This window comes from Vibrio tapetis subsp. quintayensis (assembly GCF_030409945.1).
GTDB lineage: Bacteria > Pseudomonadota > Gammaproteobacteria > Enterobacterales > Vibrionaceae > Vibrio > Vibrio quintayensis.
Window position 1 is genome coordinate 179,485 of sequence record NZ_JAUFQV010000035.1, and the last position, 15,566, is coordinate 195,050.

Sequence of the window (15,566 nt, forward strand, 5' to 3'; positions counted from 1 at the left end):
TTGTAATTATTATGGCGTCTTATTGCTCCAAAGTAGCGGGTTGGAGTTGTTGGGCAAGGTAATTTGGAAGCACGCTCCTCCGATTGTGCTGTCACGGACCATTAGAGCACCATGCATGCCAGCAACGATCTGTTGAGATATTGATAGCCCTAGACCTAAACCGTTCTGTTTGGTGGTAAAGAATGGGTCAAATAGGCGATTAAGATGATCTTGCGCGATACCGGGTCCGTTGTCTTCTATGCGTATCACAATTTCATGGTCTGATTGAGACAGTGACACGATGATTTTCTTAGTAGGTTGTTGTTCTATGGCGTGTATCGCATTCGACAATAAATTCACTAAGACCTGCTCCAGTTGAATAGGGTTTATTTTGGTTTGTATTAGCTCGGTTTCAATTTCAAGTAGTAGCTCGACTCGTTGGTTTTTAAGTTGGGCTTTTAGCAGTTCTTTCGCGGCCACGATAAGTGGGAATATTTGCGCATCGACTAACTCGTTAGCATTGGACTTTTTAGCAAACGCCTTTAACTGCTTACTAATTTGAGCCATTCTGTCAGTCAGCGCTGAAATCCGAACCAAGTTTTCACTGGTTTTCTCTGGCTTACCTTTCTCCAGGAAGGCTTTACCGTTGTCGGCATAACTTCTGATGGCCGCAAGCGGGTTGTTCAATTCATGGCTGATACTGGCTGACATTTGTCCCAACACGGCGAGTTTGGCCGCTTGTATCAGCTCATCTTGCGTTTGACGTAATGTGTGTTCGGTTTCGGTTCTGACTTTTACTTCGTGGTGTAGCTCGGCAGTGCGCTCCATGACTTGAAATTCTAATTTGTGCTTAGCGTCTTGCTGAATGCGTTCGATGTGTTTTTGTTTGGTGCGATGCTGTATGTACACGACATAGCTGAGATACATGAGCACGAATATGAGAGTGTAGATTGACGTAATGGCGGCTACACTCCACATGAGCTGAATTTTAGGCGTTAAGACGCGTACTGTTAGATCAATGTTATCCATTGGTTGGTGGGCACTGAGGTATTGATTGTTCAGCGATGGATTAACTGTGTGTGTTATTTCACTTGTCGGGCTGCTTAGATCCCCAGCAAGCATGAGTGAGCCAATTTCCCTCTCTAAGTATCGTCTGCTTTCTGAGATGTTGACTTTCGTTTCGATGCTTAATGGGATGATACTTTGGTATAGCCAAGATTCTCGATTGGACATAAACACCACATTGTTTTCATCGGTGACTGCGAAATAACTCTCTTTGTTAGTCCAATTTTGCTCTATGTTAGACAGCTCTTTTTTCACAACGATCACGCCTAAGGTCTTAGCGGCAAACACGATAGGGTACGCGTAGTAGTATCCACGCCTGCCGGACGTGCTGCCAAGCGCGAAGTACTCGCCCTTTTGGCCGTTAATCGCTTTTTGAAAGTAAGGACGAAAAGCAAAGTTACGACCTATAAACGTGCGTTGGTTGTCCCAGTTACTGGCGGAAATCGTGGTGCCGTGGTTATCAATGAGATAGGTGTCCGAAGCGCCGATGATTTGGTTGACCTGTTCTAGATAACGATTGGTGATATCGAGTTGTGCGCTGTTGTTTGGTTTAAGCAATGCATCAATGAGTTCTCTGTCTTTAGACATCAATTGGGGGATGTAGGCGTATTTGTCTAGCTGGCTCGATAGATGGCTTTTCAGTTGTTCGGCTTGTTGTAACGCGTTTTTGCTAAGTTGCTGATTACCAGATTGCCAAACCCAACTGGTAACAATCAACGTACTAAAGAAGTAAATTACAAAAAAAAACATCGAAACACGCTTGCGTACAGCCATGACAACTTCCTTTTATCATTGAACCTCTAGATTAAATGCCGCACAAAAAGTTACCAATTAATCCTATTAAAACAAGACTGGGATCTCTTTTTCGTTTTTTTCTTAAAAAAAGGGATTATTTCCCTTGAAAAGCCATGTATCGTCCCCATTTCTCAGGAAACTAACGTCATTTTGTTGGGAATTTAGGACTTGGCTCGACAGTTGAAGTGCATATCGCTAGAATGTCGCGTCTATTTTTTCGTTCTGAGACTAATTGGAGATTGCTTTTTTTACCTGCTTCGGTAGGTAAATGGAAGAAATCGCTGAATAGTTCATTAGTCTTATTTGAGGCTGATGGTGCTCAATTTGTATGTATGTGCTCACTTGGGGTACATAAATGATGAAGCCGTGATCACTTGATGTGAGCGGCTCATACGCTCAGTTAATCTGAGCCAGTTTTGAGGTTTAAATATAATGCAAGCTACTGTTGAAACTCTAGAAGGCCTAGAGCGCCGTCTTACTATTACTGTTCCTGCTTCTAACATTGAAGATGCGGTAACGGCTGAACTACGTAACATCGCAAAAAACCGTCGTTTCGATGGTTTCCGTAAAGGCAAAGTGCCTATGAAAATGGTTGCGAAAATGTACGGCCAAGCAGTACGTCAAGACGTGATGGGCGAAGTAATGCAACGTCACTTCATCGAAGCGATCGTTAAAGAAAAAATTAACCCAGCGGGCGCACCTACTTTTACTCCAGTTGAAACTGAAGAAGGTAAAGACCTAGTATTCGCTGCTTCTTTTGAAGTATACCCAGAGCTAGAGCTTAAAGGCCTAGAAAACATCACAGTTGAAAAACCAGCTGTTGAAGTTAAAGAAGAAGACGTAAGCGAAATGATCGAAACGCTTCGCAAGCAACAAGCTACTTGGAAAGAAGTAGACACAGCTGCTGAAGAAGGTTCTCGTGCAACTATCGATTTCGTTGGTTCTATCGACGGTGAAGAGTTTGAAGGCGGCAAAGCTGAAAACTTCCCACTTGAAATGGGCCAAGGTCGTATGATCCCTGGTTTCGAAGACGGCATCACTGGTAAAACAGCGGGCATGGAATTTGAAATCGACGTTAACTTCCCAGAAGATTACCACGCTGAAAACCTAAAAGGTAAAGAAGCTAAGTTTTCTATTAAAGTAAACAAAGTTGAAGCGCGTGAGCTTCCTGAGCTAAACGAAGAATTCGTTGCTAAGTTCGGTGCGACAGATGGCCTAGAAGGTCTTAAAACTGAAGTACGTAAGAACATGGAACGTGAGCTTAAGCAAGCAGTTAAGAACCGCATTAAAGAGCAAGCTCTTGACGGCCTAGTAAACGAGAACGACATCGACGTTCCGACTGCTCTTATTGACCAAGAGATCGTTACTCTACGTCAACAAGCTGCACAACGTTTTGGCGGCAACCCAGAAGCTGCTGAGCAACTTCCACGTGAGCTTTTCGAAGAGCAAGCTAAACGTCGCGTAGTTGTTGGCCTACTATTAGGTGAAGTAATAAAGTCTGAAGAACTAAAAGCTGACGACGAGAAAGTAAAAGCAATCATCCAAGAGATGGCGACTGCTTACGAAGATCCATCAGAAGTTATTGCTTACTACGAGCAAAACGAGCAGATGATGAACAACATGCGTAACGTTGCGCTAGAAGAGCAAGCGATCGATGCAATCATCGCTAAAGCACAAGTTTCTGACAAAGAAGTAAGCTTCAACGAGCTTATGAATGCACAACAACCTGCATAATTCAGGTTTCTGTGTGTAGACAGTTGACTTTGTTTTAACTCTTCTGCTAACAATGGTCCGTGTGAGTAAATCATTCGGGCCATTTTATTTTAGGGATATAAGAATATGAGCTACCAAGAAAAAAATGCAATGTCACCAATTATTGATGCGCTAGTACCTATGGTAGTAGAGCAAACATCCCGTGGTGAGCGCTCTTACGATATCTTTTCTCGTCTGCTTAAGGAACGTATCATCTTCCTTACAGGTCAAGTTGAAGACAACATGGCAAACCTTGTTGTGGCGCAGCTTCTGTTTCTTGAGTCAGAAAATCCAGACAAAGACATCTTCCTTTACATCAACTCTCCTGGTGGCAGCGTAACAGCAGGTATGTCTATCTATGACACCATGCAGTACATCAAGCCAAACGTGAGCACAGTATGTATGGGACAAGCTTGTTCAATGGGTGCATTTTTGCTAGCTGGTGGTGCACCAGGTAAGCGTCATGTATTGCCTAACTCTCGCGTGATGATCCACCAACCATTAGGTGGTTTCCAAGGCCAAGCGTCTGACATTCAGATCCACGCGCAAGAGATCCTAACGATCAAGCAACGACTAAATAAATTACTTGCTGAACACACTGGCCAACCGCTAGAAGTGATTGAGCAAGACACAGACCGCGATAACTTCATGTCTGCGGATCAAGCTGTGGAATACGGTTTGGTGGATTCCATTTTGGAACGCAACGCTAAATAATATCTAGGGCATAATAAAGCCCGACCTATTATTGCAAAAGGTGCCTGTATTCAAAGATGCAGGCGCATTTTGAACAAAAGTGTTATACACTCAAACCAGAATAAAAAAGGCTAAAGAGGTTAGCGAATGACAGATAAAAGCAAAGAGAGCGGTAGTGGTAAACTGCTATATTGCTCTTTCTGCGGCAAAAGCCAGCACGAAGTTCGCAAGCTAATCGCAGGTCCATCCGTATATATTTGTGACGAATGTGTCGATCTATGTAACGACATTATTCGCGAAGAAATCAAAGATGTGTTGCCTAAAAAGGAATCTACAGCGTTACCAACGCCTCGTGAGATCCGTGCCCATCTAGATGATTACGTGATTGGCCAAGATTATGCTAAGAAAGTGCTCGCTGTTGCGGTTTATAATCACTATAAACGTCTGCGTAACGGTGACATCACCAGTGAAGGCGTTGAGCTAGGTAAAAGTAACATTTTGCTTATCGGTCCTACTGGTAGTGGTAAAACCCTACTTGCAGAAACGTTGGCAAGATTCCTAGACGTACCTTTCACAATGGCAGATGCAACCACACTAACTGAAGCTGGTTATGTGGGCGAAGATGTTGAAAACATCATCCAAAAGCTTCTGCAAAAATGTGATTACGACGTAGCGAAAGCAGAGCGCGGTATTGTTTACATCGATGAAATCGACAAGATTTCTCGTAAAGCAGAAAACCCATCAATTACGCGTGACGTATCTGGCGAAGGTGTGCAACAAGCATTGCTTAAGTTAGTTGAAGGTACTGTGGCGTCGGTTCCACCGCAAGGCGGACGTAAGCACCCACAACAAGAATTCCTTCAAGTTGATACATCTAAGATTCTATTTATCTGTGGCGGTGCATTTGCCGGCCTAGATAAAGTGATTGAGCAACGTGTAGCAACAGGTTCTGGCATTGGATTTGGCGCGGAAGTTCGCTCTAAAGATGAAACCAAAACTGTTGGTGAACTGTTCATGCAGGTTGAGCCAGAAGATCTCGTTAAATATGGATTGATTCCAGAGTTTATCGGTCGTCTTCCTGTCACAACGACGCTAACAGAGTTGGATGAAGAAGCACTTATCCAAATTCTTTGTGAGCCGAAAAATGCATTGACTAAGCAGTACGCAGCGCTGTTCGATATCGAAGACGTTGAACTTGAATTCCGTGAGGATGCACTGCGAGCGATTGCTAAGAAAGCAATGGATCGTAAAACTGGTGCTCGTGGTTTGCGCTCAATCTTAGAGGGTGTCCTTCTAGAGACTATGTATGAGCTTCCATCAAGCACTGATGTAAGCAAAGTAGTTATCGATGATTCCGTGATTAACGGTGAATCTGAACCGCTGCTTATCTACAACGGCACTGAAAATCAGGCCGCCGGCGCAGAGTAATTCACAATTATTAAACTAAGGAGGCTTTTGCCTCCTTTTTTTTTATTATCTCGTTGAATATACGCCAATTGCCCCCATATACTGCTCATAAGCAGAAACGGAAGAGAGAATAGTATGAACTTGGAACGTTCCGAGCGTATCGAGATTCCCGTATTACCTTTACGAGATGTTGTGGTCTACCCACATATGGTCATTCCACTGTTTGTTGGAAGAGAGAAATCAATCCGTTGCCTTGAATCTGCAATGGATACCAACAAGCAAGTATTGTTAGTTGCTCAAAAACAAGCAGACACCGATGAGCCATCAATTGATGACTTATTTGAAATTGGTACAGTTGCAACGATTTTACAGCTGCTTAAACTGCCAGACGGTACCGTAAAGGTACTGGTTGAGGGGCAACAGCGTGCTAAAATTCATAAATTTACTGAAGATGAATTTTTCGTCGCCGACGCAGAATATTTAGTAACGCCTGAGCTGGATGAGCGTGAACAAGAAGTGGTTGTTCGCAGCGCTATTAACCAATTCGAAGGCTTTATTAAGCTGAACAAAAAGATCCCACCTGAAGTACTGACTTCTCTGAATGGCATCGATGAAGCAGCGCGCCTAGCGGATACCATCGCCGCGCATATGCCGCTTAAGCTAGAAGAAAAGCAACAAGTTCTCGAAATCACTGAAGTCAATGAACGTCTAGAGTTCTTGATGGGTCAGATGGAATCAGAAATCGATCTGCTGCAAGTTGAAAAACGCATTCGTGGTCGCGTTAAAAAGCAGATGGAAAAATCTCAGCGTGAGTATTACCTGAACGAGCAGATGAAAGCCATCCAAAAAGAATTGGGTGAGATGGACGACGCTCCGGATGAGTTTGAAGCGCTAAAGATTAAGATTGAAGAATCTAAAATGCCAAAAGAAGCTCGTGAAAAAACCGAGCAAGAGTTACAGAAACTGAAGATGATGTCGCCTATGTCGGCAGAAGCAACAGTGGTGCGTAGCTACATCGATTGGATGATTGGCGTTCCTTGGACCAAACGTTCTAAGGTTAAAAAGAATTTAGCTAAAGCCGAAGAAGTACTTAACGAAGACCACTACGGTCTTGAGCGCGTTAAAGAACGCATTCTAGAGTACCTCGCCGTGCAAAACCGTATCAATAAGCTAAAGGGGCCAATCCTATGTCTTGTTGGGCCTCCTGGTGTAGGTAAAACCTCTCTAGGTCGTTCTATTGCATCGGCTACCGGTCGTAAATACGTTCGTATGGCACTGGGTGGCGTTCGTGATGAAGCTGAGATCCGTGGTCATCGTCGTACTTACATTGGCTCTATGCCAGGTAAGTTGATTCAGAAGATGTCAAAAGTTGAAGTGAAGAACCCACTGTTCTTACTCGATGAAATTGACAAAATGTCTTCGGATATGCGAGGCGATCCGGCTTCTGCATTGTTGGAAGTACTCGATCCTGAACAAAACAACTCGTTCAACGATCACTATTTAGAAGTAGATTACGATCTATCTGATGTGATGTTCGTTGCTACGTCGAACTCAATGAATATTCCAGGTCCGCTTCTTGATCGTATGGAAGTGATTCGTCTTTCTGGTTACACAGAAGATGAGAAGCTGAACATTGCCAAAAGCCATTTGTTGTCTAAGCAAATTCAACGCAATGGACTTAAAGATCACGAAATTACGATCGAAGATTCAGCGATTATTGGCATTATTCGCTACTACACGCGTGAAGCGGGTGTGCGTAGCTTAGAGCGTGAGATTTCAAAGATCTGCCGTAAAGCAGTGAAGAATATCTTGCTAGACTCTGCGCTTAAGAGCGTGACAGTTAATATCGATAACCTGAAAGACTACTTAGGTGTTCAGCGTTGCGACTTTGGTAAAGCTGACGACAGTAACCGTGTGGGCCAAGTAACAGGCTTAGCTTGGACTGAAGTGGGTGGCGATCTATTAACGATTGAAACCGAATCGATGCCAGGCAAAGGTAAGTTAACCCAAACAGGTTCTCTTGGTGATGTTATGCAAGAATCAATTCAAGCCGCAATGACCGTTGTACGTGCTCGCGCCGAAAAATTGGGTATTAATACCGATTTTTACGAAAAGCGTGATATCCACGTTCACGTACCTGAAGGTGCAACACCGAAAGATGGACCAAGTGCTGGTATCGCAATGTGTACTGCATTGGTATCAAGCTTAACGGGAAATCCGGTTCGTTCAGAAGTGGCCATGACGGGAGAAATAACCCTGCGTGGTGAGGTACTTCCGATTGGTGGCCTGAAAGAAAAATTGCTTGCTGCGCATCGCGGTGGCATTAAAACTGTCGTGATTCCAAAAGAAAACGAACGTGATCTAGAAGAGATTCCAGACAACGTTATTGCTGATCTTGTTGTGAAGCCAGTTCAATGGATTGATGAAGTATTAACCATTGCTTTGGCTAATGACCCGTCCGGTGTGGCTTTAGAGTCTGCAAAATAGTGACGTGTAGCAAAAATAAGTAAAAGAATCGCGCTGACAGGCCCTAAAAGGCTTGTCAGCGTTTTTTTAGGGCGCTAAGTTAATTCACCAAGGACGACGCCTTTGTTTATAAGGCGTGGTTTAAAAATAATTAGATTTTTATTAACGGAACGAATACTGCCAAATCATACAGGTAGTAGTAAAGGGGAACATCAAGTGAACAAAACACAACTAGTAGAAAAAATTGCAGAGAACGCAGACATCTCTAAAGCTTCAGCTGGTCGCGCTCTAGATGCTTTCATTGACTCAGTGAGCGACACTTTACAATCTGGTGATCAAGTGGCTTTAGTTGGCTTCGGTACTTTCAGTGTTCGTACTCGTGCAGCTCGCACAGGTCGTAACCCTAAGACTGGCGAAGAAATCCAAATCGCTGAAGCGCAAGTGCCTGCATTTAAAGCTGGTAAAGCACTTAAAGACGCTTGCAACTAAGCTGATTGTTTAAAACAACAGCAAACAGTTGTAAGTTGGCAGTTAAATCTGCCAAAAGTATCTGAATTATGCGCATCAAATTGGTGCGCATTTCTTTTTCTGATATCATCAATCGCATTCCGCTCATAAGAGCGACTCGCCGTTCGGCGTAATTTTAGAGAGTATTTAGATTATGATGGAGCGATTGCGCGAAGGCGTAAACAGCATCGCGGTAAAAATTATCCTAGGTTTGATCATTCTTTCTTTCGTATTTACGGGAGTGAGTGGTTATTTAGGTTCGAGCAATAATGCAGCGGCGAAAGTAGGTAATACAGAAATTAGTCGTGGTGAATTTGAGCAAGCATACCAAAACGAGCGCAATAGAATGCAAGCTCAACTTGGAGATTACTTCTCGACACTACTGGGTGATCCTCAGTACGTTCAGTCTTTCCGTAAATCTATCATTGACCGAATGATCAACGATATTTTATTGGAGCAACATGCTCAAGCACTGGGCTTACGAATCAGCGATGTTCAAATTCGCGCTATGATTCTAGAAATGCCACAGTTTCAAAGCGGTGGTGTATTCGACCAAGAAATTTACGCTTCTGCACTGCGCCGTGCCGGTTTTAGCCCTGAAAGCTTTGCCGAATACTTGCGTCGTGATGAAGTGCGCAATCAGTTAGTGTCTGCGTTGCAGGCTAGTGAGTTTAGCCTTCCTAACGAAGTTGCAGAACAAGGCAAGTTGATTGGCCAAACTCGTGACATTCGTTCTCTATCATTAAACTTGGCAGCATTCAGCGAAAAAGTAAGCCTGACTGACGAAGAAGTGAAAGCCTACTACGAACAAAATGCAGCTCAGTTCACAAGACCTGAACAGCTAAAAGTTGCGTACCTTGAATTGTCGGCGGAAGAGCTGAAATCACAAGTTAAAGTGACAGACGAGCAAGTACAAGCTCAATATCAAGCGCACATCGACCAGTACTCAACGAAAGAACAGCGCCAAGTAAGCCACATCTTGATCATCGGTGATGATGAAGCAAAAGCTCAGTCTGTACTTGATGAACTTAATGCGGGTGCAGATTTTGTTGAACTAGCGAAGACTCGTTCTGAAGATCCGGGTAGCTCTGAGCAAGGCGGTTCATTAGATTGGATTGAACGCGGCGTGATGGACCCAGCTTTTGAAGATGCAGCATTTGCTATCGAAAAAGCCGGCGACGTAACAGGCCTAGTAAAATCAGACTTCGGTTACCACATCATTAAACTTGATGACGTAAAAGAGCCTCAAGCTCAGCCATTTGAAGCCGTTGCAGCAGAGATCAAGCAAGAGCTGATTGATACTCAAGCGGTAGAGCGTTTTTACGAGCTACAAACGGAACTAGAGCGCGTAGCATTTGAATTCCCGGATTCTCTCGATGATGCAGCCGAAGCGATTGGTCACAAAGTCGCGCACACTGACTTTATCTCTGAAGTAGATGCACCTGAACTGTTACTAAACCCGGTAGTGATGCAAACTATCCTAGATTCTGAAGTAAAAGACACCGGTCTTAACTCAGAAGTGGTTGAAGTGGCACCTGAGCACGTTATCGTCGTTCGTGTTGACGATTACCGCGATGAGTCTGTACTTCCTTTAGAAGAAGTGAAAGCTCAGGCGACTGCTGCTCTGGCTTCACAGAAAGGCGAGCAACAGGCTATGGAATTAGCGTCAACGCTAGTTAGTGAGCTTAAAGCGGGCACACAAACAGCATTAGAAGCGAATGAGCTAAGTTTTGGTGATGTTGAAACCATTGACCGTGGTCATGAGTTTGCTAACACTGTTTTCGCAATGGCGAAGCCAGCTGCAGGTGACAAAGTCTACGGCCAAGCAAAAGACATGCAAGGCAACATTGTTGTTGTTGAGTTGTCTGGTGTCGCGTCTGAAATTGAACCAGCTTACACAGCACAAATTGGTGCTCAGCTAGTTCGTACTAATACTCAACAAGATCTTCAAGCAACGCTGAATGCCTTGCGTGCAGATGCTGACATTGAGTACTACGTATTGGATGCAGCGCAATAATTTTCTGAAATAGATATGTAACTTAAACAGGCCGCTTATGCGGCCTGTTTTGTTTTTAGAAAACTATATTTTTATCAGTGTTCTTTTGCTGAGAGTATGCAACTTTCAATACTCAAAAGGGAAAAAGAATGAGAATACTGATCGCAGTACTTATGGTGTGCTTCGCATTTACTGTGCCTAAGTTAGGCATAGCAGCTGAAACCACAACTCAGAGCAAGCATGCTGGCATCGAAATTACCGTTAACATTAATACTGCTGATGCTGAAGAGCTAGCCATTTTACTTAAAGGGGTTGGCGAGAAAAAAGCACAGCAAATCGTCGAATTTCGGGATGCACACGGCCAGTTTAAAACCGTTGAAGAATTGGCAAATGTAAAAGGAATTGGATTGGCTACTGTCGAGAAAAACCGATCCCGAATAAAGCTCTAGTAAGCTCACTGTATTTGAATGAGCTGTCAGTTTAGATAGGGCTACCTCGGTAGGCGCTGTGTTCGGCGGGTAGCGATGTTGACTCCAGCTCATTAACTTATTGGCTCATTTAGATAGCTCAAACGAATAACGAGCGTTTGCAGTATGTTCTAACCTCTACCATTGCTCTTTCTGCCACATGTCCAAAAGTGCATTAACGCGTAAATGCCGGCCAACAATATTCCCAAGAACAATAAGCTTGATACCAGCCTCATTGCAAAGAAATGATGAGCGTCAAACTTGGCATTATACGAATAGAAATTAAATGGGAACCCAATGACCGCATCACCGCCAATGTGTGCAGTGAATTGCAATGCAATCATTACAATCAAGGCGCAGAGTAACAGGGGCTTTTGCCAGGTTAGTTTTCTTTCTTGAGGTACTTTGTTGGCGTCAGTCATTGATTTTGAGTCAGTAAGAGGAAGTAACCAGACAGCAATCTAGCCTGATTGAACCACAGAGAGTCAGAATTAGGTTAACTTTGGTATTGAATGGTTATTTTGGATCGGTATTACTTCGTTTTATCATGAGCAGCACTCGTGTATGGCTCAGTAATCCTAATGCCAACCCAGATAGCATCCCGACTAAATGCGCTTCAGTTGCCACCCTGGCATTAATCATACTCGCAGTGCTTTCTGGAGCGCCTATGATACACTCGTATGCGACTTTTACTAAAACACCAACTACCAGAAGCCAACTAGAACGACGGCCGCTTAGAGACTCTTTGAGGGCGTAATAAGCGAATAATCCGTGTAAAGTGCCGGAAAGACCTAAGTAGACTTGGATATCACTACCCAGTAATGTTACTCCTACCAGCAGCGAGCTGATTAACAATACGGCTAACCACTCTTTAGGTTGTGTGATAGAGCGAAAGAAGAAAGCGATGACCCAAAGGCCGGCGGTATTCATACCGAGATGAATGTAGTTAGTGTGGGTAAAGTTTCCAGACAGTAACCGCCACCATTGACCGTCTGCAATAAGGCTTGCATCCCACGTGATGAAAGGTTGTAATGCGGGCCATTGGGCCAATGCCATTACTAAACTGGTCACTATTAACAAAGGGTACAAAGCCACTCCATGTATCGATATTGTCTTCAATGTGGTAAAGCCACAAAAATGTGTATCTGTAGTTTGATTACGTCAATCAAATCGAATGTTGAGCTTATCATTCTTCAGCATTCAAGCGAAGTACACCAACCCAAAGGTACAGCGCGTATCTTGAAGTTGTCGCTTGAAAATAGCCAAATATTGATTGGTGAGAACTTCAGTGAAGACAAAGTACTCAACGAGTTACTGGCCGAAGACAGGGTGATCACGGTAGTTCTGTATCCTGGAGAGTTCAGTACAGGGCTTGAAGAGTTAATCGCTAAGCAACAAGCATCGAAAAATCAAACTGAAAAGCCAGTAAAATGGCGCGTGATCTTATTGGATGGCACGTGGAAGAAAGCTTACAAAATGTGGCGGCTGTCTATCAATTTGCATTCATTACCTTGCATCGCATTGCCAGAAGATTTGTCTGGTAATTATCGGATGAGAAAAGCGCCATCAGCGAACAGCTTATCAACGGTTGAAGCAGGTTTTCATATTCTGACGATCCTAGACGCAAAAACAGATTACCAGCCTCTAATTGATGTGTTTGATCAAATGGTCGATAAGCAAATGGCTCACATTCCGCCAGAATTAAGAGCCAAGCATTTTTTTGGAAGAGAGTAGAAGCTGTAAGCGTTTGAATTATCTCCAACCAATTATTTAAACGCATACTTGCGACTTCAGCCGCAGCGTGTTTGTAAATAATCTTGGGTCTGCGATAGTATTGAGCATGGCCTGAGTAGGTAGGCAATCATCATCGACGTAGTCGACATAGTCTGAAGCCGAATCAAAGATCAATATATCTAACGCCAAACGGTCCAAGCCGTATAGACCTCGGTGAATCATATCTGCTGAAAATACCAATAAGTCTCCCGCCGCTAATGGAATTTTTTTCCCGCCGGGGATGCTGTCACTGCTTATCTTGCCATTTACTTCCTGGCGAACATTATATTCTTCGTCGTTGTCCCATCGTTTGTGCGTGCCGGGTATGATTTCCATACCAAGCTCATCAAACAAGGGAACTCGAAGATGCAACACTTGCGTATCCAAGATCACTTTCATCTGATCTTCGATGTCATAGTCGTATTGACAGTCCCGGTGCCAGAAGTCTTTTTGTTGAGGATTGACAGGGTTGAAGAACAGCTGTGTATTCATAAAAGCTGGTTTTTTTGGTATCACCGAATCAACGACTTCCATGACCTTTCTTGAGCTAATGAAATTAAAAAGCACCGATCTATCAACGCTGTTTAGATACTCGCTTCCAGTAATTAAAGACGAGTTAAACGCTTCTTCCTCATAGAACTCTAAGTTGTCTACTTTCCATAACTCATGAAATTTCAAAATCACGTTTCTAAGCGATGAAATTTGGGTTTCATCGAAATAATTTCTGATAATAAAGTAACCGTGTTCATTGTAACGGTTACTTAATTGTTGGCTGTTTTCTATCACTGGATACCTACATGCTCTTAGTGCAGTTCACTGACCACGGCGCTCGGGTGTGCATGATGCCAGACACGCGTCTTTCAACCAAGTAACTAATGAAAGGTAATCTAATCTAGGTATGTCTATATTGTTAGGATAGCGCTTGATGTTTACAGCGAGTAATGATTAGGGCTAATGTGGTTACCTGAAACTTAATCGGTGAACTCTATGATCAGTTGCGAAAAATACGATTATATTGAAATTGCATGTATGCATCGTTATCCAATAAAGTTGACGATGAAAGCGGGCAGCGTACTAGCGGGTATAGCACTTGATACTGTGCGAAATGAGTCTAGACAAGAATGCTTGGTGATCAGTGATGATGGAGGTGAAGTGTTAGTCGTTCTGGATGACATTGCCATGCTCGAAGTGGGCATAGATAACCCACATTTCGAAAGTGTCAGCTTTAGTTAAACTTCCCAAATGGGGTTGTCAGGTTATCCCTCCGAGATATCATGCCATCGATCAAGTCATGGCTAATAGGGAGAGTAAGCGGAAAATAGCTGCTGATGTAACCGCTGTGCGTAACCATCGGTCATAGCCGAGATGTAGTCACTGATCACTCGCATACCGCTTGCTTGGCTTTCTTGCTGCGCGCTCAACCATTTCTCTCTCGTGGTATCGGGTAAAAGCCTTGCGGGGTCTGCGCTTAAGGCTTCAAACAAATCCATTACGATCTGCTGGCCTTTGTATTCAACAATTTGAACCTGCGGTATCTGAATTACATACTGGCTTACAAATTGTTTGAAGATCTCCAGTGCTTGCGCCATTTCAGGATCTAAAAATGCGTTCCAATTGAGGAGTACTTCGTCAAACTGTGCGTTGGGTAGAGGCGCGACTTTTACACTGGTGAGTAAGGCATTCACTATGCTGCCTATGGCGTCTTTACGGTGATAGTGTTCATTCGAAAAGAGCTTTTCACTGATCTGTTGAATATTGCTTTCAAACCACGAGTCACCACACTCTGCAAGTTGACTTGCTGCGCTTTCTTGCCACTGGGTACGGGTAACCATACCTAATACGATGGCGTCTTCTAAATCGTGGATGCCGTAGGCAATATCGTCGGCCAGTTCCATGATCGAGCAATCGAGAGATTTAAAGCGTGTTTTCTTATGCTCTGAATCGGAATAATTGGATTCACGCATGGTAGAAAATAGGTCACGGTCGTGGTTACTAAGAGGATCTAAAACCCAATCGAGTAAATCGCTGTCGGCATCATACACTCCTTTTGCCGGTAACCAATCATGCGCCTTTAATTGACGTTGATGAGCAACGGGTTCTGGACGTAATAGCGATTTAGTTTGGCTGATAAACGCGGGATATTTAAGTAACCCTAGCACTGAGCGACGGGTAAGGTTCATACCATGCTCGGGTGTGTAGGGCTCTAAACGGGTGACAATACGAAAGGTTTGGGCATTTCCCTCAAAACCACCAAAATCACGCATCATGTAATTGAGTGCGACTTCACCACCATGACCATACGGCGGGTGACCAATATCATGCGCCAAACATAAGGCTTCCATCAAACTGGCTGATGGCAAGATTTCGGTAAATTCAGGTTGTTTGCGTTTGAGTTGGGCACGGATCCCCGAGCCTAATTGGGCGGCTTCTAGCGAGTGAGTTAGACGGGTTCTGTGGAAGTCGTTCGTGCCTGTTCCGTGAACTTGGGTTTTAGCTTGTAAGCGTCTAAAGGCTGCGGAGTGTAAAACACGTGCACGATCTCGTTGAAAAGGGTCTCGGTGATCATCCCGCCTCATGACATGCTCATTGTTATTTCGTGCTTGCCAAATTTTGTTGTTGGTCATATTCATCGGAACCCTTTGTCACGCGATTATTGTGTAAACCCA

At 43.8% G+C, this 15,566-nt stretch carries 14 protein-coding genes; 9 read left to right on the forward strand and 5 right to left on the reverse strand.

Going from position 1 to position 15,566, the window contains the following annotated elements; genetic code table 11:
• Positions 1–9: 9 nt before the first annotated feature.
• Positions 10–1,818 (reverse strand): sensor histidine kinase, encoded by a 1,809-nt coding sequence (locus tag QWZ04_RS18200; RefSeq protein ID WP_290329673.1) that lies wholly within the window; start codon positions 1,816–1,818, stop codon positions 10–12.
• Between the two features lie 453 nt (positions 1,819–2,271).
• Between QWZ04_RS18200 and tig the strand changes: the two genes are divergently transcribed.
• The 7 genes from tig to QWZ04_RS18235 all read left to right on the forward strand — a co-directional run bounded on the left by tig (position 2,272) and on the right by QWZ04_RS18235 (position 11,109).
• A complete protein-coding gene (tig, locus tag QWZ04_RS18205) occupies positions 2,272–3,573 on the forward strand; it encodes a trigger factor (RefSeq protein ID WP_290329674.1) in 1,302 nt (433 codons plus the stop codon).
• Between the two features lie 105 nt (positions 3,574–3,678).
• Positions 3,679–4,305, forward strand: a complete 627-nt coding sequence (gene clpP / locus QWZ04_RS18210) for an ATP-dependent Clp endopeptidase proteolytic subunit ClpP (RefSeq protein WP_102522553.1) — start codon at positions 3,679–3,681, stop codon at positions 4,303–4,305.
• A gap of 126 nt (positions 4,306–4,431) precedes the next feature.
• Positions 4,432–5,712 (forward strand): ATP-dependent protease ATP-binding subunit ClpX, encoded by a 1,281-nt coding sequence (gene clpX, locus QWZ04_RS18215; RefSeq protein ID WP_290329675.1) that lies wholly within the window; start codon positions 4,432–4,434, stop codon positions 5,710–5,712.
• A 114-nt stretch (positions 5,713–5,826) separates the two neighbouring features.
• A complete protein-coding gene (gene lon, locus QWZ04_RS18220) occupies positions 5,827–8,178 on the forward strand; it encodes an endopeptidase La (protein ID WP_290329676.1) in 2,352 nt (783 codons plus the stop codon).
• A gap of 195 nt (positions 8,179–8,373) precedes the next feature.
• A complete protein-coding gene (locus tag QWZ04_RS18225; protein WP_102522550.1) occupies positions 8,374–8,646 on the forward strand; it encodes an HU family DNA-binding protein in 273 nt (90 codons plus the stop codon).
• 172 nt (positions 8,647–8,818) lie between these two features.
• Entirely contained in the window at positions 8,819–10,681 is a 1,863-nt protein-coding gene (ppiD, locus tag QWZ04_RS18230; protein WP_290329677.1) for a peptidylprolyl isomerase, read from the forward strand.
• Positions 10,682–10,809: 128 nt separating this feature from the next.
• Positions 10,810–11,109 carry a ComEA family DNA-binding protein gene (locus QWZ04_RS18235; protein WP_290329678.1) on the forward strand — a complete coding sequence of 100 codons (300 nt, stop codon included), beginning with the start codon at positions 10,810–10,812 and terminating at the stop codon, positions 11,107–11,109.
• Positions 11,110–11,258: 149 nt separating this feature from the next.
• Here QWZ04_RS18235 and QWZ04_RS18240 read toward each other — a convergent pair whose 3' ends face one another.
• Both QWZ04_RS18240 and rrtA read right to left on the reverse strand, forming a co-directional pair.
• A complete protein-coding gene (locus QWZ04_RS18240) occupies positions 11,259–11,549 on the reverse strand; it encodes a hypothetical protein (RefSeq protein ID WP_290329679.1) in 291 nt (96 codons plus the stop codon).
• Positions 11,550–11,643: 94 nt separating this feature from the next.
• Complete coding sequence (gene rrtA / locus QWZ04_RS18245) at positions 11,644–12,246, reverse strand: rhombosortase (protein WP_290329680.1); 603 nt, start codon at positions 12,244–12,246, stop codon at positions 11,644–11,646.
• Between rrtA and QWZ04_RS18250 the strand changes: the two genes are divergently transcribed.
• Entirely contained in the window at positions 12,226–12,861 is a 636-nt protein-coding gene (locus QWZ04_RS18250) for a tRNA-uridine aminocarboxypropyltransferase (protein WP_290329681.1), read from the forward strand. The two genes, rrtA and QWZ04_RS18250, sit on opposite strands and share 21 nt — an antisense overlap.
• 36 nt (positions 12,862–12,897) lie before the next feature.
• Here the strand turns inward: QWZ04_RS18250 and QWZ04_RS18255 are convergent, their stop codons facing one another.
• The gene (locus tag QWZ04_RS18255; RefSeq protein WP_290329682.1) at positions 12,898–13,686 is read right to left on the reverse strand and encodes a phytanoyl-CoA dioxygenase family protein; all 789 of its coding nucleotides are present in this window, start codon (positions 13,684–13,686) and stop codon (positions 12,898–12,900) included.
• Positions 13,687–13,887: 201 nt separating this feature from the next.
• Here QWZ04_RS18255 and QWZ04_RS18260 point away from each other — a divergent pair, with 201 nt between their 5' ends.
• Positions 13,888–14,133 (forward strand): Rho-binding antiterminator, encoded by a 246-nt coding sequence (locus QWZ04_RS18260; RefSeq protein WP_290329683.1) that lies wholly within the window; start codon positions 13,888–13,890, stop codon positions 14,131–14,133.
• Between the two features lie 62 nt (positions 14,134–14,195).
• Here QWZ04_RS18260 and QWZ04_RS18265 read toward each other — a convergent pair whose 3' ends face one another.
• Positions 14,196–15,530 (reverse strand): anti-phage deoxyguanosine triphosphatase, encoded by a 1,335-nt coding sequence (locus tag QWZ04_RS18265; protein ID WP_290329684.1) that lies wholly within the window; start codon positions 15,528–15,530, stop codon positions 14,196–14,198.
• Between the last annotated feature and the right edge of the window lie 36 nt (positions 15,531–15,566).